We start from the raw sequence: 23,263 nt of genomic DNA, 5'->3' as shown, positions 1-23,263 counted from the left end.
GCACGAAAACCCCTAAACTCACCCCGTCCCCTTTTCAATCAAAGCCAGCGCCGCCTTAGGATCGGCATCCACCATACCCAGCAACGTCCGCGCTGGTGCATCGGGGGAGCGGCGGTGCTGTTCCCAATCGCGCACGGTGGCGACGGGCACGCGCAGCTTGTTGGCGAACTTCACTTGACTCAATTTGGTCTTGACGCGGATGGCCTTTACGTCGGGTCCTGCAACAACGCGACCCTTCGTCGCATCGCCCTGTGCAAAGGCGATGGCATCCTTCAACCCGGCAACGATGCCTTTGAAATCTTCATCCTTCATGTTCGCAATTCCTTCTTCAATATCATCGTCAGTGTCTTGAACATCTTTTCTTGCTCGTCGGTCAGCGTATCCTCGTCCGTCTTGTCTAGCAGCCAGAGCAGGAACGCCGGGTTGTTGTGGTCGGCAAAAAAGCTGAACACACGGTATCCACCGCTTTTCCCGCCATAGTCCTTCGCGACCCGCCCTTTGCGCAGGCCGCCAGTATTGCGTATGACCTTCCCATAATCCAGGGTTGTGGCATAGGTGTCATAAATCAATGCTAGTTCATCGGTGGATAGACCAAGCTTCTTTGCCCGTGCCGTAAAAGCCTTGGTTTCGACCACTGTGTGGATTGGCGCTTCATCCATAGACATATTTATACGGCAATGCCGTAATAATGGTCAATAGTAAAATACGGCAATGCCGTATCTTTTGGGATTTAGAAACGCACCCAACTTTTCTCCCCCGCAACCGCCTCCTGCCATTTGCGTTCAGCTTGGTCGCTTTTTACCAAATCCGTGCTTTGACGACAGGCGGTGTAGGCCCCAAACCTGCACTGAGGCGACGATGATTTCCCTCATCTGCATTCGCCCCACATAAACCCCAATTCTCTGACTGACAGGGCGCGCTTGGTCTGCTAGGCGGCCCAGCATGCTTAATCTGAACGGTATCACCGTGCGCCTTGGCGGACGCACTATCCTTGACCGCGCCACGGCGGCCTTGCCTCCTTACAGCCGTATCGGCCTGATCGGGCGCAATGGTGCGGGTAAGTCGACATTGATGAAGGTGATGATTGGTTCGCTGGAGGCGGATGACGGCAGCCTCGACATGCCCAAGGGCACGCGCATCGGCTATATCGCGCAAGAGGCGCCTGCGGGCGATTCTACGCCGTTTGAAACGGTGCTGGCGGCGGATACCGAACGCGCGGCGTTGATGGCCGAAAGCGAGCAAGAGGGGCTTGACCCCGACCGCATGGCCGAAGTGCATGAACGGCTGATAGCGATTGACGCCTATACCGCGCCCGCGCGGGCCTCGCGGATTTTGGTCGGCCTTGGCTTTGACGAGGATATGCAGGGGCGGCCTCTCGACAGCTTCTCCGGTGGTTGGAAAATGCGCGTGGCGTTGGCGTCCTTATTGTTTTCGCAGCCGGATTTGCTGTTGCTCGATGAACCCTCAAACCATTTGGATTTGGAAGCGACCTTGTGGCTGGAAAATTTCCTCAAAGGCTATCCCGCGATGATGGTGGTGATCAGCCATGAACGCGATTTGCTGAACAATGTTGTCGACCATATCCTGCATTTGGATAATGGTCAGGTGACGTTGTATTCGGGCGGCTATGACTCGTTCGAGCGGCAACGTGCCGAACGCGCCGCGCAACTGGCGGCAGCCAAGGCGAGCCAAGACGCGCAACGTGCCAAGCTGCAGGATTATGTCGCGCGTAACTCGGCGCGGGCGTCGACCGCAAAGCAGGCGCAGAGCCGCGCCAAGGCGCTGGCGCGGATGCAGCCGATTGCCGCGATGGCCGAAGACCCGACGTTAAGCTTTGACTTTCCAAGCCCCGATGAATTGAAACCGCCATTGGTGACTTTGGATCTGGCGAGTGTGGGCTATACTGAGGGCAATCCGATATTGCAGCGGTTGAACCTGCGGATTGACCCCGATGACCGGATCGCTTTGCTGGGCCGCAACGGCAATGGCAAGACGACGCTGGCGCGCTTGCTCGCGGCGCAACTGACGCCGATGGAGGGGCAAATGAGCGCGTCGGGCAAGATGCGCGTTGGCTATTTCACGCAATATCAGGTGGAGGAACTGGACGGCGACGATACCCCGTTGGAGCATATGACGCAGCAGATGAAGGGCGCGAGCCCCGGCGCGGTGCGCGCGCAATTGGGGCGGTTCGGCTTTTCCGGGGCAAAGGCGACGACGAAGGTCGGCAAGCTATCAGGCGGTGAACGCGCGCGGCTGGCGCTGGCGCTGATTACGCGCGATGCGCCGCACATGCTGATCCTCGATGAGCCGACGAACCATTTGGACGTCGATGCGCGTGAGGCATTGGTGCAGGCGTTGAACGAATATGACGGCACAGTGGTGCTGGTCAGCCATGACCGCCATATGCTGGAGCTGACGGCGGACCGGCTGGTGCTGGTTGACGGCGGGACTGCGACCGAATTTTCCGGCACGATTGAGGATTATACCGACTTCATCCTGGGCAAGGGGCCCGCCAAGGAGAAAATGTCCAAGGCCGATCGCAAGGACGACAAAAAAGCCCAAGCCGCCGCGCGTGAGGCGCAAGCGAAGCTCAAGCGGGATGTGAACGATGCTGAGGCAGACCTTGCGAAGCTGGAGGTCGTGTTAAGCGCGATTGACCGGGCGATGTTCGACCCGGCGTCGGCATCAAATGAATATCAGAATCTGACGATGGGCGAATTGTCGCAGCGTCGGGGCAAGATTGTGGCGGCGCAAGAGGCGGCGGAAGCCCGCTGGGTTACCGCGAGCGAGGCGTTGGAAAAGGCTTAGGTCGCCCTTTCCATCACCCCACAGCCTTGCGCCTTAACGCGCCTTAATGCGGTTGGGTGAGGCTGAATTCCCCAAATGCCGGCCCTTGGCCATAAGTCGCGCCCGCCTCTTGAAACATCAGGGCATCATCGCGCGAAAGGCAGCCGTCCAAGATGATGCGCGATATTTTCATCGCCGCCACGAGCTGGACCAGCTTTTGCGCTGGCAAAGCCGGGATGACATTGGCGCGGACCATGCCAATTAAGCGCGGGTCAAAGCGTATGACATCGACATTGTGGACCAACGGCCACAGCGCGGGGACGGCAGCATATCCAAAACCATCCATGCCAACGCTACAGCCGATCCTGCGCCAATTCTGCATGGCGCTCCCGATGCTATGGGCCGTGGCAATGTCATCTGTTGCCGATAACAATATGCTGACCACGGTGCCTTGCGACAGCAACGACCGCAGCGTCCATGCGATTTTGTCCGAGTGGTCTATTTCCACAAAAACATCGGTCGGAACCGATAAGAAAATTTCCGGCAGGGACAATGACTTGCCCATTTCCAAAATATATTGGAGATCAGCCACGGACAAAATATTCTTGTTAGGCAAAAAGCTATCAGGATCGCAGGCTATATATTCATAGGCCGCAATCTGGCTGTTGCGCAGATCGAAGACTGGCCGCGATGCTATGATCGACGCCGCCGATGATGCAACGTCATCGGTTGTGCCGAGCAAAGAATATTGCTCTGGTGCATTCGGCATAAGGGCCTGATTTCATAAAATTATAATATGATCATAATCCGAATTATGCTGACATAGCAAGCGGCTCTTTTGCCGCGTTCATAGCATGCGGATCGGCCTGCAAAGTATAACCGAAACCATATAGGGCATTTAAGCTAATGCCTAATGTCGGGTCCAGTTTCAGGTTCTTGCGGAGCCGTGCGACATGCGTATCAATGGTCCGCGACTGATAGTCGACAACCTTGCCCCATAAGGTTGCCGCGAGATATTGGCGCGATAATAATCGGTTGGGATTACTGAAAAACAGCATCGCCATATCGAATTCCCGCTTCGGCAAGATGATGGCTTCGTTGTCGAAATACACCGTCGATGTTGATGGACGTAAAAGATATGGCCCCAGCACTACGGATTCCGGCCGCGTCCGCACATCACCATTATAACGGCGCAAAACAGACTTAATCCGCAAAGACAATATTTCTGGGTCAACTGGCTTTGACACAAAATCGTCAGCGCCTGCCTGAAGCCCTCGGATCACGTCACGGCGGTCATTGCGTGCGGTGAGCATTATGGAGGGCATATCCGGATGGAATTTGCGGATATATTCTATCACTTCAATACCGGTCATGTCTGGAACAGACCAGTCGGCGAGCAAGAGGTCGCATTCTTTTTGGCGCACGGCTGTCAGGAATTTCTGCGCCGAGTTATAGCTTGCGACGCTGTAACCCAAGCCGCCCAAAAATTCTTCGAGTTCGGCTGCAAATACGGTGTCGTCCTCGACGACGGCGATATGATAGCTGCTCACAATTTAACCCTCATTCGACTTCTCTATGCCGAACGTTCTAGGCCATTCGTTTACATTTGTAACATTTTTTATGTGAACTAATGTAAATTAATGTTTACTGTTGCAACATATCGGACACGTTTGGCGTTAATGCTGGGGCGAAAAATCCGCTGAGAAGGACGGGAGCGGGGCTGTTATGCCGATAAGTCTCAGTTTTTCGTCACCTTGGTGATCGGTTTTGGCTTGGGCTTTGCCTCAGCGGCTTTCGCTTTTGGATGAACGCGCTCGTGGTGGCGCGTGACGGCGCGTGCCACATTTTGCATCAAAGCATTTGCCGCTCCCATACCGGCGCTCGTTTCCGCAATCATCACCGCCACCGGATACACGCAACCATCGGGCGCGCGCATCACGCCCACATCGTTGATGGCCGTTGCTATCGGACCCAATACTTGCCCGGTTCCTGTTTTATGCGCGAGGCGCCAGCCCGGGCCGAGGCCGGACCGCAGACGGGATCTCCCCGTATAGGTGCCAGCCATCAACTTCAGCAACTTAGCGCCCGGGTCATTGGCATCGCGTTCGCTAAAACGCTTCAACACCAACGCTATTGTGCCGGGGGCCGCGCCGTCGAGCGGCGTTTCAAGATAAGCGTCAAGCGCAGCCGTCCTTTTCGACATCGGGATGCGTGAACGTTGGGCCTTAAATGCGTTGCCTTTTCGCAAGTCGGCTTGCCACTCCAGCCCGGCAATTGCGCTTTGCAGCAGAACTTCGCCGGGACCAAAGCGAATGGATTGCACTTTGCGGCGGTCAAGCATTTGGTTGATCGCTTGCGGGCCTCCGGCAACGCGCAAAAGGACGTTATTGGCGAGATTGTCGCTGGCATGGATAGAATGCACGAGCAACTCGCGTAACGGCATATCGAACGATTCCTGCCCGTTGAGATAGTTTTTCAATGGCTGGCTGAATACAACAATGTCATCTCGGGTGACACGAATGCGTTTTTCCAACGATAATTTACCCGCAGCCTCTTGTTCCAAAATCGTCAGTGCGACCCACATTTTGGACACGCTTTGTTGCGGAAAACGCTCGGTCTGACGCTTGCCGATAATCTCGTCGGAAAAGGGTGTGTAGATGGCGATGCCTGCGCGACCAGGGAATTTCTTCCAATAGCTATCAATATCCGTTTTTAGCTTTTCGTCGGCTGCCATAATTTGGTCGGTAGCCTGTGTCGTTTCAGCCGCATATGCCGTCGTTATGGTCGCACATGCGGCGATGCCGAGGGCGTAAGAGAGCGTGCGGGTAAAGGCGACTATGTTGAAAAAACTACGCATGATCCGACTTTTGGTTGTGCAAGGGCGGCTGGCTTTGCGCGCGCCCCAACAGATGTATAGGCGCTGCAGGTGCAGAAGCCAATTCCGACAAGAAGACGCCATTTTCGGACATCTGTCCTCCGGTTTTAACTCTGACAAGGCCATTTGACCTCGCCAAGGCCCGCCCGCAATTGCAGCCTGTCCTGCGTGTTAAGCGTCGCAGCGGCTTGTCTCCAGTTTTGAGATGTTTATTTGCAATTGTTAACATTGTGCGGAGTGTTTGACGCAGGTCGCATGTCGTGCAATCTTTGCGATGGGAAAAGAGGAGGGGACTATGGCGAGCAAGTCGGACACCGCTGGCAGCGCGAAGGCTGGCAAAAAGAAATCGCAAAAGAAAGGCGCGCCGTTTTCAGGCATCGCAGGCGCTTTTGACGCCGCCAATGACGCCACCATGGCGCTGGGTCCGCTGGCCGGATTGGCGCGGGAGGATTTTATTGGCGCGATTGGCCTGATGTTGCGCCAGACCGCGAGTAATCCCGATAAGGCGTGGCAGGCAACGACCAACTTTTCGGAAGATGTCGTGAAAATCATGACTGGAAAATCCGACCTTGCGCCCGACCCCAAGGATAAGCGCTTCATGGACCCGGCATGGACGTTCAACCCGTTTTTTAAGGCGGGGGCGCAATATTATCTCGCGGTGCAAAAGGGCGTTAAAAGCTATATTGAGGATTTGGAACTCGACGCGCTCGAACGCGACCGTGCAAACTTCATTTCGCAAATCATCATTGATGCGATGTCACCGACCAACACCCTGATTGGGAACCCAACCGCGCAAAAGCGGCTGGTGGATTCGGGCGGGCTTAGCCTCGTGAAGGGCTTGAAAAACGCCTATAATGACATGGTTCACAATGACATGATGGTGAGCCAAGTGAACAAAAAGCCGTTCAAGCTTGGCGAGAATGTCGCAACGGCAAAGGGCGCGGTTGTCTATCGCGACGAACGTTTTGAACTCATTCAATATGCGCCGACGACCGACAAGGTGTTCGCAACGCCGCAACTGACCATCCCGCCGCAGATCAACAAAATGTATATCAATGATCTGTCCCCTGAAAAATCGATCATCAAATGGCAGACCGACCATGGCATTCAGCCATTCATGATTTCCTGGCGGAACCCCACCGATGACATGGGCGTGTGGGGCATGGCCGAATATATTGAAAGCTGCATCAAGGCGTTGGATGTGGTGTGTGAAATTACCGGCAGCGACAAGGTCAATATTTCGGGCGGCTGTTCGGGCGGGCAGACCATGTCGGTCTTGCTCTCCAAACTGGCATCAATGGGCGACACCCGCGCCAATGCGGTCACCATGATGGTATGCGTGTTGGAACCCAAGCCCGGTGATACTGAGGCGTCGAGCCTTGTGTCGCACAATGGCATCGCGCTGGCCCGCCAACGCGCCGCGAAGAAAGGCGTGATTGAGGGCAGCAGCCTTGCCCGCGGCTTTGCATGGTTGCGGCCGAATGACCTGATCTGGAATTATGTCATCAACAATTATCTGCTTGGGGATGATCCACCTGCCTTTGATATCCTATTCTGGAATGCCGATGCGACCAACCTGTCATCGGCATTGATGGGGGATTTCTTGGAGCTGTTTGAGGCCAATGCTTATGCTAAGCCCGGGACGTTCGACATTGCGGGGCACAGCCTTGACCTGACCAAGGTGACGGGTGACCTGTTCGTTCTGGGCGGAACCACCGACCATATCACGCCATGGCGCGCATGCTATCGCTCAACGCAATTGTTCGGCAGCAAAAATGTCGAATTCATCCTGAGCCAAGCAGGGCATATGCAAGCGATCCTGAACCCGCCGGGCAACCCCAAGGCGAAATATTGGAAGCATAGCAACAGCAAGGCGCCCGCCGATGTCACCGAATGGATGAAAGCCAGCGAAGAAGTCGCCGGAAGCTGGTGGCCACATTGGATGCAATGGCTGCACGCACGGTCAGGTGCCGAGATTGCCGCGCCGAAAACGCAGGGGAGCAAAAAGCACCCAGCCATGGAAGCCGCGCCGGGGCTGTACGTTTTGGAGTGAGGGGGATAGAAATTGGCTTGCGCCACCTAACCTTTCGGTTAAGCTTTAACACCAGCCCAAAACAGGGCCAAAGGAATGCATATGACCAAAAACCGCGCGCCCAAGTTTAGCATGGAGACCGTTGACGGTCGCACATTGCGGGTGGCGGTTTGGCGGGCGCGCAAGGCGACGACGAAGCCGCCGATATTGTTCTTCAACGGCATTGGCGCGAATATTGAGGCGATGGCGCCGATGGCCGAATTGCTCGATGACCGCGACTTCATCACTTTTGACATGCCCGGTATCGGGGGATCGCCTGACCCTGTGGTGCCCTATAACGCGATCCTGATGGCCCGGATTGCGGCGCTGTTGCTGGATCGGTTCGACATGCCACTTGTCGACGTCATGGGCGTAAGCTGGGGCGGGGCGATGGCGCAGCAATTTGCGCTGCAAAATGGAGCGCGCACCAATAAGCTTATCTTGGCCGCGACCAGTGCGGGCATGTTGATGGTCCCCGGCAATCCGGCTGCGCTCGTCAAAATGGCGGACCCGCGCCGCTATATCGACCCTGATTTCATGGCGAAGCATTTCAAGACGCTATATGGCGGGATGGTCGGCAATAAGTCGGAGCATATTGGCCGCATTACGCCGCCGTCGAAAACCGGATATTTCTATCAATTGATGGCGATGATGGGTTGGACCAGTGCGCCGTTCCTGCCGTTTATGAAAACCGAAACGCTGATCATGATGGGCGATGATGACCAGATTGTGCCGCTGGCCAATGGCAAGTTTTTGAACTTCCTTATCCCGAACAGCGAATTGTTCGTGGTCGAAAATGGCGGGCATTTGTTCCTGTTAAGCCATGTTGAGCAAAGCATATCGGCGATCCGCGCCTTTCTGGATCGCAATGCGGATACGTTACGTAAAGCGGCCTAAGCCATTGACTGTTGAAGATAAATCAGGGGTTTTTCTGCGAAGCGTCAAAAATTGTCATCATAATTACGCTATTCACAGGTTAGACTGGCGTTTGTGTTCGCATAAAAGGCTGGCTGCTTATGTTCAAAACTGTTGGAATTATAACTGGCGTAGATGCCGAAGCAGCGGCATTGTTTCCCGGCCAGAGCGCCAGTAGCGAGGCGCTGCACGGCTTCATGGTGCGGCAGGTGCCTTTTGCAGGCCGCAACATCGTCATCACCTGTAGCGGCATTGGCAAAGTGAACGCCGCGATGGCAGCCATGATGCTGGTGGAGCATTATCAAGCCGACTTGCTGCTGGTTGTTGGGACCGCTGGAAAGCTGAACGGGCGAGAGGGGAGTTGCTTCCAAATCGTCGAGGCCGTGCAGGGCGACTATGGCGCCTCGCGCGCCGATGGCTTTGTGCATTACAGGGCAGGGGCCTGGCCCATAGGGGAGGCGCATGCCGAACCTTTTCGCGCTGCGGTCATGCCCGACACTGGCTTGCCCAAGGTGCGTATCATCACCAGCGATTGTTTTGTCGAAAGCGCGGACCATGGCCAAAGGCTGCATCAGGCGCTCAGCGGCGATATCGTCGACATGGAAACCGCCGCCGTCGCACAAGCCGCCGCGCGCATGGACGTGCCATGGGCCGCGATCAAGGCGACCAGCGATGATGCCAATGGCGACAGCGCGGGCGATTTTCAGGCCAATCTGAAGCGCGCTGCCCGCTTGGCCGCAGACGCCACCGAACGGATGATTTCGGACTTGCCGCGCGGTTAAATCAACAGGCCGACGGCGTGGATGATGATCCCCGCCAAGCCTCCCACCAAAGTGCCGTTGATGCGGATGAATTGCAAGTCGCTGCCCACGGCATTTTCGACGCGGTCGGTGATTGTGGATGCGTCCCAGCGGGAAACGGTGTCGGAGACAAGCCGGACGATGTTATCGCCGTAATTTTCGGTCGTGCCGACAATGGCGCGGCGGGCGAAGCGGTTGATTTGGTGTTTCAGCTTTGTGTCGGCCTGCAAATTGCCGCCCAGCTTGATGAGCGCATCACCAAAGCTGCCGGCCAAGGCGGCATCGGGGTTACGCGCCGCTTTTAACAGGCCATCGCGCCCTTGGTCCCATAGGCTGTTGATCCATTTGCCCATTGCGGGGTTTTCCAACAATTGGCCCTTCCAATGCGCGACCTTGGCTTGCAGTTCCTTATCATGACGTAGATCATGGGCCAGCTTGGCGAGCCCCTCTTCGCCCTTTTCGCGCAAAGGATGGTCGGGGTCTTCGGCCATGTCGTGGAGCAATTTGTTAAGGCCGTTGACGATGGCATTGGCCAATTTGTCATCAAGGCCCGTCCAACGCATGAGGGTGTTGGCGCGTTCCTCCACCATTTCGCGGATGAGATGTTCATTGGCCTCCAACGTTGCCGAGGCCCATTTGATGATGCTGTCGAGCACCGGAATATGCCGCCGCTCACGGATCATCGCCGTCAGCAGTTGGCCCAGCAAAGGCGCGATGTCGAGCTTATCGAGTTGTTTGCGAATTGCACCTTTGGCGATGCCGCCCAATCGTTCATCGTCGAGCGCGGCAATGATATCCCCCATCAGCCGCGATGCCCCCATGCGCATCCGGCCTTCGCCGCCCGATGGGGCGCTTAGAAACTTGCCCATCGCACCTGCCACATCCATACGCTGCACGCGGCGGGCCACGACCTTAGTGGTCAGGAAATTTGTCCGAAGAAAGCTGGCCAATGTGCGACCAAGCCGCTCCTTATTATTCGGAATGATCGCCGTGTGCGGAATGGGTATGCCCAAAGGGTGCCTGAAGAGCGCTGTGACGGCAAACCAGTCGGCCAAGCCACCAACCATCCCCGCTTCGGCAAAGGCCCTTAAAAAGCCCCAATAGCCCTCATAACGGGTTTCCATATATTTGCCGAAAACGAACAGGGCCGCCATGCACAACAACAACCCAGTTGCGATAATCCGCATCTGCCGCAGCTCGGCATCCCGCGCCGCATAGCGCGCTTTTTCCGACTGACCCAGTTGGTTGACATCTTTCACGCGGCTAACCTTAACGGCATGTGTAAAAAACGCCACCCATCTAACAATCCCAACAGATCGTCATGCTGAATGTAGTTCAGCGTACCGTCTCCTATGATATCGTCATCCTGAACTTGTTTCAGGATAACAGGCGACGGTGGTGCGTTATCCTGAAACAAGTTCAGGATGACGAATGTAGGGAGCGACGGTGGTGCTTCATCCTGAAACAAGTTCAGGATGACGAATGTAGGGAGCGACGGTGGTGCTTCATCCTGAAACAAGTTCAGGATGACGAATGTACGGAGCGACGGTGATGCTTCATCCTGAAACGTGTTCAGGATGACGCGCTTTTGTGGTGGCGTTGCCACCATTTCACTCGGCTGGTTGAAGACCGCCCAAGTCGCCTTTGCCGGTTGTGTTGTCGGTCGGCTTGGTTGGCTCGGCGATATTCTCGCCATGCTTGTCGGGGTCATAGGTCAGCAATCGCGTGCGCAGCCAAGGTCCAACACGTTTTTCAAAGCCGTCGGCCAGGCTGAAACCAGCAGGGACGATGAGCAACGTCAGCAAGGTCGAGACGATAAGTCCACCGATCACGACCGTGCCCATGGGCGAGCGCCATTGGCCGTCACCGCCCAAGGACAAAGCGGTGGGGACCATACCGGCGGTCATGGCAACGGTGGTCATGACGATCGGCTGTGCACGTTTATGCCCAGCCTCCATAATCGCTTCGAACTTCGGCACGCCGCGCGCCATTTCCTCAATCGCAAAGTCGATTAACAAAATCGAGTTTTTCGCGACGATGCCAAAGAGCATCAAGATACCGATGAGGACTGGCATCGATATTGGCTGGCCAACCAAGGCAAGCGCCATCAAACCGCCCAAAGGCGCAAGCAACAATGATCCCATGTTGACCAAAGGCGACATGAAACGATGGTACAAAAGCACCAGCACTGCAAACACCAACAAGGTTCCGGAAACCAAGGCGACCTGGAAATCCTCCTGCATTTCTTGCTGCCATTCTTGGGCCCCGAAAGGCGCGCGGGACACGCCAGTGGGCAGATTTTCCATGATCGGAAGCTTGTTTATTTTCTTATCCGCCTCAGACGACACGATGCCCGGCGCAAAATCCGCACCGATGAAGATACGGAAATTTTGGTTGCGACGCTGAACCGACGTTGGGCCAGCGCCAAAGCTGATATCCGCCACGCGGGACAGTGGGACAGATCCGCCAGTCGCCAAGGGGACGGGCAGGTTGCGGATAACATCCAAATTCTCCCGCGATTCTTTGGCGAGCATCACGCGGATCGGTATTTGACGATCCGACAACGAGAATTTTGCGCTATTCTGGTCAATATCGCCCAGCGTCGCCACACGGATTGTCTGGCTAAGTGCCACAGTCGATACGCCAAGTTGTGACGCAAGGTCGTTGCGCGGTTTTATGATCAATTCGGGGCGCTGCAAATCTGCGGAAATACGCGGCGCGCGCAATTCGGGCAGAGACTTCATCTGTTCGACTAAAGTTGCGGCTGTCCGGTCAAGCATTTCGGGGTCTGATCCTGACAGCATGACGGAAACGTCACGCCCAGAACCGCCGCCGCCGCCGTCCGGGCCATTGGCCTGAAAGGTCACGCGTGCGTCCGCGATTTTGGTGAGTAAAGGCGTCAGATCTTCTTCAAACTCCTGACTGGTCCGGTCGCGGTCCTTGTGCAAGGTGATGAAAATGCTGGCGCCGCCTTCGCGCACGCTTTGCAATGCTGTTCTTACTTCGGGCTGCTGCTCGACGATTGCGGCGGCCTCGCTGCTAATCTCACGGGTGCGCTCTAACGTGGTTCCGGGAACCATTTCGATCCGAATACGGCTGAAATCGGTATTGCCATCGGGAAAGAATTGCTTTGGTAGGACAAAAAGAAATGCAACCGTGAGCACGAGCGCCACTGCGCCAATGCCCATCATCCAACGGCGATGGCCAAGCGACCAGCGCAGGATTTTCATATATCTGTTGATCCAGCCCGCCTCGCCATGGTCGGCCATACCGTCGGCTTTCAGGAAATAAGCGGCAATCATTGGGGTGACCATACGCGCGACGGCCAAGCTCATCAGCACCGACCCAACGACCGTGAACCCGAAATTCTTGAAAAATTGTCCGGCGACGCCGGGCATCAGGGCAACGGGCAAAAACACCGCAACAATTGAAAATGTGGTGGCAACCACCGCAAGGCCGATCTCATCGGCGGCATCAATCGATGCCTGATAGGCGGATTTGCCCATCCGCATATGCCGGACGATATTTTCAATTTCCACAATGGCGTCATCAACCAAGACCCCGGCCACAAGGCCAAGCGCCAACAGCGACATGGTGTTCAGCGTGAAGCCCAAAAGGTCCAAAAACCAGAAAGTCGGAATGGCCGACAAGGGAATGGCAATCGCCGAAATAATCGTTGCCCGCCAATCGCGCAGGAACAAGAACACGACCACGATGGCAAGCACCGCGCCTTCTATCATCGCGGCCATGGAACTTTTATACTGGCCCTTGGTGTAATCGACACTGTTGAACAATGTGATGAATTTTACGCCGGGATTTTCTTTTTCAATTTCCCCGATTTTGACCATCGCATCGTCGAAGACCGTGACGTCGGAAGCACCCTTGGCGCGCGACATGGCGAAGGTTACGACTTGTTTGCCGCCCGCAAAGGCCATGGCTTTTTGCTCGCTAAAACCATCACTGATATCGGCCACATCCGCCAGTTTGATAGAGCGTCCACCGCCAAGGCTAATCTGTGTCTGGCTCAGCGCGAAGGCGTCGGTGGCGTTGCCAAGCACGCGGACCGATTGGCGTGATCCAGCAATTTGCGATTGGCCGCCCGAAGCGTTGACATTTTGTTGGCGCAGGACCGCGTTAATCTGGCTCGCACTCACACCCAGTGACTGCATCTTCGCAGGGTCAAGCACGACGCGGATTTCGCGGTTGACGCCGCCATTGCGGCTAACCGATGCCATGCCTTCGACGGAGAGCAAACGGCGCGCAACACTATCGTCCACGAACCAGCTCAATTGTTCCAACGTCATGTCGCTGGCTTCGACCGCGAAATAGGCGATTGGTTCGCTGGATGTAGCAACCTTGAAAATCTGCGGCTCCAATATGCCATCGGGCAGGTCGCTGCGGATTTGGTCGACGGCATTTTTCACTTCGCTGACCGCCGCGTTAATATCATCGCCAATTTCGAATTCGACGCTGACCGTGGTGTTGCCCTCAGTCGAGGTTGCATTGATATTGCGGACGCCCTGCACACTGCGGATCGCGGATTCGACCTTTTGCGTTATCTGGGTGGTGATTTCGGTTGGCGCAGCACCGGGTTGCGAAATCGAAACGACAACCAAGGGGAATTCAATATCAGGTTCATTCTGCACTTCCATATTCCGGAACGACATGATTCCGGCAAGGGTGAGTGCGACGAACAAGACGATCGGCACCACCGGATTGCGGATGGACCATGCAGAAATGTTGTTAAAATTCATGATGTATATCCCGAATGGCCCAACGACTTACTGTTTTTTCAACAGTTTGGGATTGATCGTTTCGTCCGGGTTGAGGAAACCGCCCGCATATAGAACGACGCGTTCGGTGCCGTCCAAGCCCTCTTCAATAATCAAGCCATTGGCGGTCACTGGTCCAAGCTTCACTAAGCGTTGCTGGGCCTTGTTATTTTTGCCGACGATATACACAAAGCTGCCTTCGCGGCCGGTTTGAACAGCGGATTCAGGCAGGACCGGCGCGGTCATTGCGCCGGATTTGATTTCAACAGAAGCAAATCCACCGGGGCGCAATGCCGGGTCAAATGGTAAGGCAATACGCGCCATACCCTGACGGCTTTGCGCGTCTATCATCGGCGAAATTTGCCAGATATTGCCGTTAAATACGCGATCAACGCCAACAGGGGTTACGGATGCAGGAATGCCGACGGCGATTTGCGCGAGATCATCTTCGCTCAGCTTTGCTTGCAGTTCCAACTGGCCATCCTTGGCGATGCGGAACAATATGCCGCTGCCTGCGGACACCGTCTGTCCAGTCTCCACATTGCGTTCCAGCACATATCCAGACACCGGCGCACGGACGTCCAGCCGCGCATTGCGGGCACGGGTTTCGGCAAGCTGTGCGTTGGCGACATTGACCCGTGCACGGGCGGCGTCACGCGTCGCGGTCTTGCGATCCATGTCTGCCTTGGAAATAAAGCCCCGATCAACCAACTGCATCGCGCGGTCGAGTTCGTTTTGGGCAAGCTGCAGGTCAGCGCGGGCGACACCGGTCTGCGCCTCAAGCGCGGCGGCCTGCTGTGTTTGTACCGAACGGTCAACGCTTACCAAGACCTGGCCTTGCGTTACCCAATCGCCTGCGTCGACATACACCTGAAGGACGCGTCCGCCTTCGCCAACGACGCCAACGGGAATTTCGCGGCGTGCGGCCAATGTGCCGGTCGCGTTAATCGCGCGCATCACGCTATCACGGCCCGGAGCGACGACGGTCACGGTCTGGGCTTGGCCAGCCTTATCCGCATCGGTGGGTGCGCTATTGCCGCCACCGAAGAAATAATAAGCGGCCCCCGCTATAATCAGAATAGCCAAGATGATGCCTGCAATGCGAATCCGACGCTGGTTCCGATCACGGTTATCCTGCAGAATTTCACCATTTATCGTGGCGCTCATCGTAGTTTCGTAATTCATACCGGATTTTCCAAATAATAGCTTCAGCAAGGGCATAGGCCCCCAATTTGTTCATAATATGGCTGTATCACCCTAATAAGTCACTGTCCGCAAGCTGCAGAAGGTGCGCGGGTTAAACGCTTTGAACGCACATAGAGTATCGCCAATGCCGGTGCGCAACAATACAGACTGATGCCTCATATGTTTCGACAAACAACATACAGAAAAGCCACGCAGAGCCGACTGCGTGGCTTTTTACAAAATGGCAAAGAGAATATTTTACCGACGCGACGTTTTCATCAGTATTTTTGCTGCCGTTCATATAGGCCACGATAATGCTGGATGCGGGTTACGCGCAGGCCGGGCATGCCCGATCGGTCGACCGCGCGCTGCCATGATGCGAATTCCTCAAGCGTTAGGCAATAGCGTTCACATACGTCGTTAATGGACAATAGCCCGCCATTGACAGCAGCCACGACCTCCGCCTTGCGGCGCACAACCCAACGGGTCGTGCCAGGCGGTGGCAGGCTGTCGAGCGTGAGTGGTTCACCCAAGGGACCAATGACTTGCGACGGACGGAATTTTTGATTTTCAATCATGACTTTTTTTCTGCTCCATGCCCCACAAAGGTGAATGTTTTTCCTGTTCCGTTAGGAAATAGCATTGGGTTTTTGATATTGAATGAAGCGGATTGGTAAACAGCTTGTTCATTCATTTTTCGATCTCCGCTTTTTGCCAGAAAGGCCCCCGTGCTGTTATTTGCGTGTTTGGTTCTGCAGCGAAGCAAAGAATGCGCGCAGCCAGATGATCGCTAATGGTAATGTTGGCATTTTGGGCACGACGCAAACTACGCATGGTCGGACTATTCGTCTGCCGCGCACGCGCCGCGTCGAGCACGCTTAGGGCATTGTCCGCTGCGGTCTCTGCATGTGTACGCTGCGCGTGATGGAGAAAGATCATTTCCATGCAACAGGCTTAGCTGGGTAAATTTTAACATGTGGTAAAGACGCTGTTCAATCCTTGTTAAGGCAGATTAACCCGCTTCCGCTTATGATCTGGAGGACCCATGGAACGGTCCTTGGAAACCCTTTAGAAAACTGGCAATTCGTGGATGAAGCTTCTATGGCGGTAATCCGATGACTGACGACATTTATCATTCTGATTTCCAACTTGGCCCTGACCTGAAAGGTAAGCGGATCGTCGTTGCCATGTCAGGCGGCGTCGATTCCTCTGTTGTGGCGGCGCTCGCGGCGCGTACCGGCGCGGAAACCATCGGCGTCACATTGCAACTATATGATCATGGTAGCGCCGTAAAACGGGCAGGGGCGTGCTGTGCCGGACAAGACATACGCGACGCGCGCGCCGTCGCTGACAAGCTTGGCATTGCGCATTATGTTTTTGACCATGAAAGCCGGTTTCGCGAATCGGTCATCGACCATTTTGCCGATGAATATATGGCGGGCCGGACGCCAATCCCTTGCGTGCGGTGCAATATGGGCGTGAAATTCACCGATCTGTTCCGCCTCGCGCGGGAGTTGGGTGCGGATTGCCTTGCAACTGGCCATTATGTCCGCCGCGTCGAAGGGGGCGCTGGTGCCGAACTGCACCGCGCCGCCGACCCAGCGCGGGACCAAAGCTATTTTCTGTTTGCGACGACGCAAGCTCAACTGGATTATCTTCGCTTTCCGCTGGGCGGCATGCCCAAACCGCATGTTCGGGCCATTGCGCAGGAAATGGGGTTGATCGTGGCGATGAAGCCCGACAGCCAAGATATTTGTTTTGTACCCGATGGTGATTATGCGAGCGTTGTCCGCAAAATTCGGCCTGATGCAGAAATCGGCGGAGACATTGTCCACCTGGATGGTCGCATCCTTGGCCAGCATAAGGGCCTCATCCATTATACCGTTGGGCAGCGCAAAGGGCTTGAGGTTGGCGGACAGCCTGTACCTTTATATGTCATCCGCCTTGATGCCGCGACGCAGCGTGTGATTGTCGGGCCACGGGCGGCGCTTGCCGTTCCCGCCGCGCGGATCATTGATGCCAACTGGCTCTGCGATATTGGTAACCGGCCGGTCATGGCAAAGGTGCGGTCTATGTCCCGCCCTGTGCCTGCGCGTCTGGATGGCGAATGGCTTCGTTTTGATGCGCCCGAATATGGCGTCGCGCCGGGGCAGGCGGCCGTATTATATGACGGTGACCGGGTACTGGGTGGCGGTTGGATCGAAGAAACACTTGCGGTGGAGATGGCCTCAGCCGCCTAAAATCATACGCTTACTGAAGGGGGAGTTCAGGATGCATTTGAGGGAAGCACAACGCGACATGCGCCGGGCCTATGTCAATGGCGGGGTTGGTATTTTCGTTTCCGGACTGGTTTGGGTGATTGCCGGGGCAGTGACTTTATATGCCAATCTGTTTTTTGGCATGGCCGCGTTGTTTTTCGGCGGCATGCTGATCCATCCATTGTCGCTATTCATTGCGCGGCGGGCATTTTACCGCGGCAGGGCGCGCTCTCTGAACCCTATGGCGATACTCGCGCTGCAATCTACGGCCTTCCTCATCATCGGCCTTGCCATCGCCTATCTGGTCAGCGGGACCTATGGTGATTGGTTCTTCGCCATTGCCTTGTTGGTGGTCGGGGCGCGTTATCTGGTGTTTCAGACGGTCTACGGGATGAGTTTTTATCTTGTGCTCGGCATGGGCTTAATTGCTATCGCGACCGTCGCTTTATGGATGGGTATCACACCGGCTTTTGTCGCCTTCGCGGGGGGCACAATAGAGTTGCTATGTTCGGCGTTCATTCTTGTGCCGGCAAAACGTTAGCGGCCTAGAGCTCAATCAAGCCTATAGCTCAATCAAAGCGCCTCGATTTCCGCCGCGTTCAATTGGATGCAACCAAAAGCCCCGCGCCGTTCCGCCACAGCTTCGGCCAGAAATGGCACTGATGCGTAGACGCGTTTGTTTTCGGGATCGTCGCTCAAGCGCACAATCTCCATGCCTTTTTCCTTGTCGGTTTCGCATGACGCCATATCGCGACCTTGAATATAGCGGCACGAGCAAGTGACATGCGCGCCATAAGCGGCACCTACGCGCGCCTGACCCTTGATGCTGTTCCAGTTCCACAACAGCCACAGGGCCCCAAGCAGGACAATCACCGCACCGGCAATTTTCAATCTCTTGTATCGCGGTTCGGGTGCTTTTGGTCTTTGGGTCGAAGTTGCGGTTGCCATGGGCCCTCCATTTGGTGCATCGAAGCATCTTATGCCTAGAAACAAAATTCACCGCGCCGCAACCGCTTTTTGTGCAATCGCTGCCTTCAGCCTATTTGGGTGCGCTGCTGAACCGCCTGCCAAGCCTGCTGGTCCGGGCTTTAGCATGGTGGTCGATGATGCGGTCATCAGCGAAGCAAAGCTTGCCGCTGCGATAGCTCCCTTTTTTGAAAATCCTGCGATCGGTGAAACCCGCGCCTTGGTCATCATGCATGGCGGGCGTGTTGTTGCCGAACGCTACGCGCCGGGATATGGACCAGATACCAAGCTGATCAGTTGGTCCATGGCCAAAAGTGTAACCGCCGTTTTGGTGGGTATGATGGTGGCGGACGGGCGGATAGCCTTGGATGAACCTGCAATCGTGCCCGAATGGCAAACGCCCCGTGATGGCCGTGCGGCAATCACGCTGCGCCATTTGCTCCATATGTCATCAGGGTTGGACCACACCGAAATGGCGCAAGGCAGTGTCGAGATTTTTGATGCGGACACGCCGCGCATGCTGTTTCTCGATGGTCGTGAAAATGTTGCGCGCTATGCCGAAACGCGGCCTTTGGAAGCTATCCCCGGCAAGAAATATGAATATAGCACCGCCACCAGCCATATACTCGTCGACATTATGACGCGGTCGTTGACGGATAGTAAAGATCCCGTTGTGCGCCGGGATGCGATGTTGGAATATGCGCGGGGTCGGTTGTTTGAGCCGCTGGGCATGACAAGCGCCGTACCTGAATTTGACCGCAGCGGTACAATGCTCGGCGGAAGCCTTATCCACGCCACCGCGCGTGATTGGGCAAAATTTGGCGAATTTTTGCGGAACAATGGGTCGGTGCGCTCTGCGCAAATGATGCCGACAAGCTGGATGCGCTTTATGAAGACGCCAAGCCAAACCGATGCAAGCTATGGCGGGCATCTGTGGCTTAATCGGACACGCAATGACGGCCGCGATCCAGTCCTGTTTCCCGGCAAGGCACCATCGGACGTCTTTGCCGCCTTAGGACATTTGGGGCAATTTGTGGTGGTATCACCGCAGCATCGGCTAACGATTGTACGGCTCGGCAACACACCGGATGATCAGCTTGATCCCGTCAACGACCAACTGGCCAAGCTGATTTCCGTTTTTCCGAAGCGGTAAAGCGCCGCGCGGTTAAAGCTTCGCCACGGGCGCGTCGGCGCCAAGGTCTTCAAACCATGCCTCGACCGGACCGCTCAGCTTGATCAGCAAAGGATTGCCTTTGCGATCACGCGCTTTGCCAGCCTGCACCTTGATCCAGCCTTCGGAAATGCAATATTCCTCAACTGTGGTGCGCACTTCGCCTTTGAAGCGAATGCCAATACCACGCGACAGCAGGTCGCCGTCGAAATGCGGGCTCATCGGGTTAATCGACAGGTGATCGGGCGGTGTGCTTGGGCCCGCGGTTTTCGTTTCTTCAGTCATGACGCGCGCTTTGCCGCAAAGCATAGCACTTGGCAATACAGCGCGGGCAGTGCAGGGGGACGAAATGGCAAGTTCAAACATCTATGACGCGATTATCCTTGGTGCCGGTGGCGCAGGCCTCATGTGCGCTTTGACCGCCGGGCAACGTGGAAAGCGCGTTCTGGTGATCGACCACGCCACGGGGCCGGGTAAGAAAATCCTCATTTCCGGCGGGGGGCGGTGTAATTTTACCAATGTGAATGCGACCACCACGCATGCACAAGAACGTTATTTGTCGGCCAACCCGCATTTCGCAAAGTCGGCACTTGGCCGATATACGCCGCAGGATTTTATCGATCTGGTGCATGCACATGGCATCGCCTTTCATGAAAAAACGCTGGGGCAATTATTCTGCGACGGTTCCGCGCGGCAGATTGTCGCGATGCTGATGGCCGAATGCGATAAATCGGTGGCTTTTGGTGGTCGGGTCGACTTCGTGTTCGATGCGCCTGTGGGCGAAGTGACGCATGATGGCAGCGACTATGTTGTCACGTATAATGGAGTGCGCGCACAAGGTGCGGCATTGGTGATTGCAACCGGCGGCCCCAGCATTCCAAAAATGGGTGCGACTGCTTTTGCCTATGATCTTGCGCGACAGTTCGGGTTGAAAATTGTGGAGCCACGCCCCGCCTTAGTGCCGCTTACGCTTGGCGGTGATGACGTATTGTTCCGTGAACTCTCGGGCGTATCGTCGGAAGTTGTCGCAAAGCATGGAAAGGCGGCATTCCGCGAGGCCGCATTGTTCACCCATCGGGGGCTCAGCGGCCCCGCAGTGCTTCAAATCAGCAGCTATTGGCGCCCTGGGGACCAGGTTGAGATTGATTTCTTGCCATCATTGGATGCCACCGAATTATTGCTATCGGAAAAACGCGCACGGCCGCGCGCGACTTTGCGGTCAACATTGGACCGCGTCTTACCTGCGCGCTTGGCTGAAGCGCTCGCCGCCAAAATTGGTCTACTCGGCAACCTCGCCGACCAAAACGACCGGAAATTGGTGGGTGCGGGCGCGCTACTCGGCAACTGGCCATTCGTGCCCAATGGCAGTGAGGGCTATGCCAAAGCGGAGGTGACTTTGGGTGGAATTAGCACCGATGGCCTGTCGCAAAAGACGATGGAAGCAAAGAAAATGGCAGGTCTGTATTGCGTCGGCGAGGCTGTGGATGTCACGGGTTGGCTCGGCGGATACAATTTCCAATGGGCGTGGGCCAGCGGCGTCGCGGCCGGCGAAGCCATTTAGGTTTCCGAGCTTAGGGCCGTGGCCCAAAGAAAAAGGGCGCCGAAATCGACGCCCTTTTCATTATGCGGCCTGTTTGGCGCGCGATGCTTTTTTCCGCTCATTGGGGTCAAGCAAGCGCTTGCGCAGGCGGATATTCTTTGGCGTAACCTCAACCATTTCATCATCATCGATATAGGCAATGGCTTGCTCAAGCGTCAGGCGCTTAGGCGGGGTGAGGCGGATGGCGTCATCCTTGCCGGTCGAACGGAAGTTCGTCAGCTGCTTCGACTTCATTGGGTTCACTTCCAAATCGTCTGGCTTGGCGTTTTCGCCGATGATCATGCCTTCGTACAAAGCTTCACCTGGCGATACCATCAAGATGCCGCGTTCTTCCAATGGGCCAAGCGCGTAAGCAACGGCTTCACCAGCACCGTTGGAAATCAGCACGCCGTTCTTGCGGCCTTCAATCATGCCACGATGTGGACCATATTTTTCAAACAGGCGGTTCATGATGCCCGTGCCGCGCGTGTCGGACAGGAATTCGCCATGATAGCCAATCAACCCGCGTGATGGCGCGCTGAAGGTGATACGCGTCTTGCCGCCACCCGATGGACGCATGTCGGTCAGGTCGCCCTTACGCACCGCCATTTTCTCAACGACTGTGCCTGAATACTCATCATCCACATCGATAACGACGGTCTCATAAGGCTCAGTCTTTTGGCCTTTTTCGTCTTCGCGGAACAGCACGCGTGGGCGGCTGATGCCCAGCTCAAAGCCTTCGCGGCGCATGGTTTCGATAAGGACGCCCAATTGAAGCTCACCACGGCCAGCGACTTCAAAGCTATCCTTGTCTTCGGCTTCTGTGATGCGCACGGCGACGTTGCTTTCCGCTTCGCGCATCAGGCGGTCGCGGATCATGCGGCTGGTAACCTTGGTGCCTTCACGGCCAGCCATGGGGCTGTCGTTCACCGAAAAGCGCATCGACAAGGTGGGCGGATCGATAGGCTGCGCCTGCAGCGGCTCAGTGACCGATGGCTCGGCAATGGTGTCAGCCACAGTAGCGGTTGTCATGCCGGCAATGGAGATAATGTCGCCAGCCTTGGCTTCTTCGACAGGAACCCGCTCAAGGCCTCGGAACGACATGATCTTGGATGCACGGCCGCTTTCGACGACCTTGCCGTCCGGGTTCAGCGCGTGGATTTGCTGGTTCACCTTCACGGTCCCCGACAATACAAGGCCAGTAAGAATACGGCCCAGGAAGTTGTCGCGGTCCAGCAAGGTGACTAGCATTTTGAATTCGCCGTCAACATCTGCCTTTGGCTCCGGCACATGGCTGACGATGGTTTCAAACATCGGCGTGAGCGTGCCTTCACGCGCGCTTGGGTCAATTGAGGCATAGCCATTACGACCCGAGGCATAAAGCACAGGGAAATCAAGCTGCTCGTCCGTTGCATCGAGCGACACGAACAGATCGAACACCTCGTCCAGCACTTCCTGAATACGCTCGTCAGGACGGTCGACTTTGTTGACGACAACAATCGGACGAAGGCCCAAAGCCAGTGCCTTGCCGGTTACGAACTTGGTTTGCGGCATCGCGCCTTCGGAAGAATCGACAAGCAGGATAACGCCGTCGACCATCGACAAGATACGCTCAACCTCGCCACCAAAGTCAGCGTGGCCCGGTGTGTCGACGATGTTAATGCGGGTATCATTCCACTCAACCGAGGTGCATTTGGCAAGAATGGTGATGCCCCGTTCTTTTTCAAGATCGTTCGAATCCATCGCGCGCTCTTCGATGCGCTGATTGTCGCGGAAGGTGCCCGACTGCCGAAACAGTTGGTCAACAAGAGTGGTTTTGCCGTGATCGACGTGCGCGATGATGGCGATGTTACGCAATGACATTTGGAAATGGGCCTTTTGGAA

The 23,263-nt window shown here is 55.8% G+C and carries 22 protein-coding genes; 8 read left to right on the top strand and 14 right to left on the bottom strand.

From position 1 onward, the window contains the following. Positions 1 to 18: 18 nt before the first annotated feature. A complete protein-coding gene (locus ACILP3_RS07115; protein WP_395615959.1) occupies positions 19 to 312 on the bottom strand; it encodes a helix-turn-helix domain-containing protein in 294 nt (97 codons plus the stop codon). Beyond that, on the bottom strand, positions 309 to 659 hold the full coding sequence (locus tag ACILP3_RS07110; protein WP_395615958.1) for a type II toxin-antitoxin system RelE/ParE family toxin: 351 nt from the start codon (positions 657 to 659) through the stop codon (positions 309 to 311). The genes ACILP3_RS07115 and ACILP3_RS07110 overlap by 4 nt, the downstream gene beginning before the upstream one ends. A 283-nt stretch (positions 660 to 942) precedes the next feature. On the opposite strand from ACILP3_RS07110, the gene ACILP3_RS07105 reads away from it, so the two are divergent. Continuing rightward, entirely contained in the window at positions 943 to 2,808 is a 1,866-nt protein-coding gene (locus ACILP3_RS07105; RefSeq protein WP_395615957.1) for an ABC-F family ATP-binding cassette domain-containing protein, read from the top strand. Between the two features lie 43 nt (positions 2,809 to 2,851). On the opposite strand, the gene ACILP3_RS07100 is transcribed toward ACILP3_RS07105, so the two are convergent. The 3 genes from ACILP3_RS07100 to ACILP3_RS07090 all read right to left on the bottom strand — a co-directional run bounded on the left by ACILP3_RS07100 (position 2,852) and on the right by ACILP3_RS07090 (position 5,644). Next, positions 2,852 to 3,556: a hypothetical protein gene (locus ACILP3_RS07100; RefSeq protein ID WP_395615956.1), complete on the bottom strand. Its 705-nt coding sequence runs from the start codon at positions 3,554 to 3,556 to the stop codon at positions 2,852 to 2,854. Positions 3,557 to 3,599: 43 nt separating this feature from the next. Further along, positions 3,600 to 4,337, bottom strand: coding sequence for a response regulator transcription factor (locus ACILP3_RS07095; RefSeq protein ID WP_395615955.1), 738 nt, complete (start codon positions 4,335 to 4,337; stop codon positions 3,600 to 3,602). A 188-nt stretch (positions 4,338 to 4,525) separates the two neighbouring features. Then, positions 4,526 to 5,644, bottom strand: a complete 1,119-nt coding sequence (locus tag ACILP3_RS07090) for a serine hydrolase (RefSeq protein WP_395615954.1) — start codon at positions 5,642 to 5,644, stop codon at positions 4,526 to 4,528. Positions 5,645 to 5,957: 313 nt separating this feature from the next. Between ACILP3_RS07090 and ACILP3_RS07085 the strand changes: the two genes are divergently transcribed. The 3 genes from ACILP3_RS07085 to ACILP3_RS07075 all read left to right on the top strand — a co-directional run bounded on the left by ACILP3_RS07085 (position 5,958) and on the right by ACILP3_RS07075 (position 9,430). Next, positions 5,958 to 7,715 (top strand): alpha/beta fold hydrolase, encoded by a 1,758-nt coding sequence (locus ACILP3_RS07085; RefSeq protein ID WP_395615953.1) that lies wholly within the window; start codon positions 5,958 to 5,960, stop codon positions 7,713 to 7,715. A gap of 81 nt (positions 7,716 to 7,796) precedes the next feature. After that, complete coding sequence (locus ACILP3_RS07080) at positions 7,797 to 8,630, top strand: alpha/beta fold hydrolase (protein WP_395615952.1); 834 nt, start codon at positions 7,797 to 7,799, stop codon at positions 8,628 to 8,630. A 119-nt stretch (positions 8,631 to 8,749) separates the two neighbouring features. Continuing rightward, on the top strand, positions 8,750 to 9,430 hold the full coding sequence (locus ACILP3_RS07075) for a purine phosphorylase (RefSeq protein ID WP_395615951.1): 681 nt from the start codon (positions 8,750 to 8,752) through the stop codon (positions 9,428 to 9,430). Here the strand turns inward: ACILP3_RS07075 and ACILP3_RS07070 are convergent. From ACILP3_RS07070 to ACILP3_RS07045, 6 genes are all read right to left on the bottom strand, one after another. Then, positions 9,427 to 10,635 carry a DUF445 domain-containing protein gene (locus tag ACILP3_RS07070; protein ID WP_395615964.1) on the bottom strand — a complete coding sequence of 403 codons (1,209 nt, stop codon included), beginning with the start codon at positions 10,633 to 10,635 and terminating at the stop codon, positions 9,427 to 9,429. The two genes, ACILP3_RS07075 and ACILP3_RS07070, sit on opposite strands and share 4 nt — an antisense overlap. Before the next feature lie 68 nt (positions 10,636 to 10,703). After that, the gene (locus ACILP3_RS07065) at positions 10,704 to 11,057 is read right to left on the bottom strand and encodes a hypothetical protein (protein ID WP_395615950.1); all 354 of its coding nucleotides are present in this window, start codon (positions 11,055 to 11,057) and stop codon (positions 10,704 to 10,706) included. Between the two features lies 1 nt (position 11,058). Then, positions 11,059 to 14,202, bottom strand: a complete 3,144-nt coding sequence (locus ACILP3_RS07060; RefSeq protein WP_395615949.1) for an efflux RND transporter permease subunit — start codon at positions 14,200 to 14,202, stop codon at positions 11,059 to 11,061. A gap of 27 nt (positions 14,203 to 14,229) precedes the next feature. Then, on the bottom strand, positions 14,230 to 15,405 hold the full coding sequence (locus ACILP3_RS07055) for an efflux RND transporter periplasmic adaptor subunit (protein WP_395615948.1): 1,176 nt from the start codon (positions 15,403 to 15,405) through the stop codon (positions 14,230 to 14,232). 278 nt (positions 15,406 to 15,683) lie between these two features. Continuing rightward, positions 15,684 to 15,983: a DUF1153 domain-containing protein gene (locus ACILP3_RS07050; RefSeq protein ID WP_395615947.1), complete on the bottom strand. Its 300-nt coding sequence runs from the start codon at positions 15,981 to 15,983 to the stop codon at positions 15,684 to 15,686. Positions 15,984 to 16,095: 112 nt separating this feature from the next. Continuing rightward, positions 16,096 to 16,350 carry a hypothetical protein gene (locus tag ACILP3_RS07045; RefSeq protein WP_395615946.1) on the bottom strand — a complete coding sequence of 85 codons (255 nt, stop codon included), beginning with the start codon at positions 16,348 to 16,350 and terminating at the stop codon, positions 16,096 to 16,098. A 170-nt stretch (positions 16,351 to 16,520) separates the two neighbouring features. Between ACILP3_RS07045 and mnmA the strand changes: the two genes are divergently transcribed. Next, entirely contained in the window at positions 16,521 to 17,645 is a 1,125-nt protein-coding gene (gene mnmA, locus ACILP3_RS07040; RefSeq protein ID WP_395615945.1) for a tRNA 2-thiouridine(34) synthase MnmA, read from the top strand. Between the two features lie 31 nt (positions 17,646 to 17,676). Then, complete coding sequence (locus ACILP3_RS07035; protein ID WP_395615944.1) at positions 17,677 to 18,204, top strand: DUF7010 family protein; 528 nt, start codon at positions 17,677 to 17,679, stop codon at positions 18,202 to 18,204. 32 nt (positions 18,205 to 18,236) lie between these two features. Here ACILP3_RS07035 and ACILP3_RS07030 read toward each other — a convergent pair whose 3' ends face one another. After that, a complete protein-coding gene (locus tag ACILP3_RS07030) occupies positions 18,237 to 18,611 on the bottom strand; it encodes a hypothetical protein (RefSeq protein ID WP_395615943.1) in 375 nt (124 codons plus the stop codon). Between the two features lie 31 nt (positions 18,612 to 18,642). On the opposite strand from ACILP3_RS07030, the gene ACILP3_RS07025 reads away from it, so the two are divergent. Further along, positions 18,643 to 19,782 (top strand): serine hydrolase domain-containing protein, encoded by a 1,140-nt coding sequence (locus ACILP3_RS07025; protein WP_395615942.1) that lies wholly within the window; start codon positions 18,643 to 18,645, stop codon positions 19,780 to 19,782. A gap of 12 nt (positions 19,783 to 19,794) precedes the next feature. On the opposite strand, the gene ACILP3_RS07020 is transcribed toward ACILP3_RS07025, so the two are convergent. Then, complete coding sequence (locus ACILP3_RS07020; protein WP_395615941.1) at positions 19,795 to 20,085, bottom strand: DUF3297 family protein; 291 nt, start codon at positions 20,083 to 20,085, stop codon at positions 19,795 to 19,797. A 64-nt stretch (positions 20,086 to 20,149) separates the two neighbouring features. Between ACILP3_RS07020 and ACILP3_RS07015 the strand changes: the two genes are divergently transcribed. After that, on the top strand, positions 20,150 to 21,361 hold the full coding sequence (locus ACILP3_RS07015; protein ID WP_395615940.1) for an NAD(P)/FAD-dependent oxidoreductase: 1,212 nt from the start codon (positions 20,150 to 20,152) through the stop codon (positions 21,359 to 21,361). A gap of 60 nt (positions 21,362 to 21,421) precedes the next feature. Here ACILP3_RS07015 and typA read toward each other — a convergent pair whose 3' ends face one another. Next, a complete protein-coding gene (gene typA, locus ACILP3_RS07010; RefSeq protein ID WP_395615963.1) occupies positions 21,422 to 23,242 on the bottom strand; it encodes a translational GTPase TypA in 1,821 nt (606 codons plus the stop codon). Between the last annotated feature and the right edge of the window lie 21 nt (positions 23,243 to 23,263).

Origin of the sequence: Sphingorhabdus sp., assembly GCF_044239665.1 — a bacterium.
Classification (GTDB): Bacteria; Pseudomonadota; Alphaproteobacteria; order Sphingomonadales; family Sphingomonadaceae; genus Sphingorhabdus_B.
This window is presented reverse-complemented; position numbering and strand designations above follow the sequence as displayed.

Bases quoted from the DNA above. Each gene is read 5' to 3' on its own strand.
- ACILP3_RS07115 (WP_395615959.1), bottom strand. From the start codon at position 312: ATGAAGGATGAAGATTTCAAAGGCATCGTTGCCGGGTTGAAGGATGCC.
- ACILP3_RS07110 (WP_395615958.1), bottom strand. From the start codon at position 659: ATGGATGAAGCGCCAATCCACACAGTGGTCGAAACCAAGGCTTTTACG.
- ACILP3_RS07105 (WP_395615957.1), top strand. From the start codon at position 943: ATGCTTAATCTGAACGGTATCACCGTGCGCCTTGGCGGACGCACTATC.
- ACILP3_RS07100 (WP_395615956.1), bottom strand. From the start codon at position 3,556: ATGCCGAATGCACCAGAGCAATATTCTTTGCTCGGCACAACCGATGAC.
- ACILP3_RS07090 (WP_395615954.1), bottom strand. From the start codon at position 5,644: ATGCGTAGTTTTTTCAACATAGTCGCCTTTACCCGCACGCTCTCTTAC.
- ACILP3_RS07085 (WP_395615953.1), top strand. From the start codon at position 5,958: ATGGCGAGCAAGTCGGACACCGCTGGCAGCGCGAAGGCTGGCAAAAAG.
- ACILP3_RS07080 (WP_395615952.1), top strand. From the start codon at position 7,797: ATGACCAAAAACCGCGCGCCCAAGTTTAGCATGGAGACCGTTGACGGT.
- ACILP3_RS07075 (WP_395615951.1), top strand. From the start codon at position 8,750: ATGTTCAAAACTGTTGGAATTATAACTGGCGTAGATGCCGAAGCAGCG.
- ACILP3_RS07070 (WP_395615964.1), bottom strand. From the start codon at position 10,635: ATGCGGATTATCGCAACTGGGTTGTTGTTGTGCATGGCGGCCCTGTTC.
- ACILP3_RS07065 (WP_395615950.1), bottom strand. From the start codon at position 11,057: ATGGTGGCAACGCCACCACAAAAGCGCGTCATCCTGAACACGTTTCAG.
- ACILP3_RS07060 (WP_395615949.1), bottom strand. From the start codon at position 14,202: ATGAATTTTAACAACATTTCTGCATGGTCCATCCGCAATCCGGTGGTG.
- ACILP3_RS07055 (WP_395615948.1), bottom strand. From the start codon at position 15,405: ATGAATTACGAAACTACGATGAGCGCCACGATAAATGGTGAAATTCTG.
- ACILP3_RS07050 (WP_395615947.1), bottom strand. From the start codon at position 15,983: ATGATTGAAAATCAAAAATTCCGTCCGTCGCAAGTCATTGGTCCCTTG.
- ACILP3_RS07045 (WP_395615946.1), bottom strand. From the start codon at position 16,350: ATGGAAATGATCTTTCTCCATCACGCGCAGCGTACACATGCAGAGACC.
- mnmA (WP_395615945.1), top strand. From the start codon at position 16,521: ATGACTGACGACATTTATCATTCTGATTTCCAACTTGGCCCTGACCTG.
- ACILP3_RS07035 (WP_395615944.1), top strand. From the start codon at position 17,677: ATGCATTTGAGGGAAGCACAACGCGACATGCGCCGGGCCTATGTCAAT.
- ACILP3_RS07030 (WP_395615943.1), bottom strand. From the start codon at position 18,611: ATGGCAACCGCAACTTCGACCCAAAGACCAAAAGCACCCGAACCGCGA.
- ACILP3_RS07025 (WP_395615942.1), top strand. From the start codon at position 18,643: ATGCCTAGAAACAAAATTCACCGCGCCGCAACCGCTTTTTGTGCAATC.
- ACILP3_RS07020 (WP_395615941.1), bottom strand. From the start codon at position 20,085: ATGACTGAAGAAACGAAAACCGCGGGCCCAAGCACACCGCCCGATCAC.
- ACILP3_RS07015 (WP_395615940.1), top strand. From the start codon at position 20,150: ATGGCAAGTTCAAACATCTATGACGCGATTATCCTTGGTGCCGGTGGC.
- typA (WP_395615963.1), bottom strand. From the start codon at position 23,242: ATGTCATTGCGTAACATCGCCATCATCGCGCACGTCGATCACGGCAAA.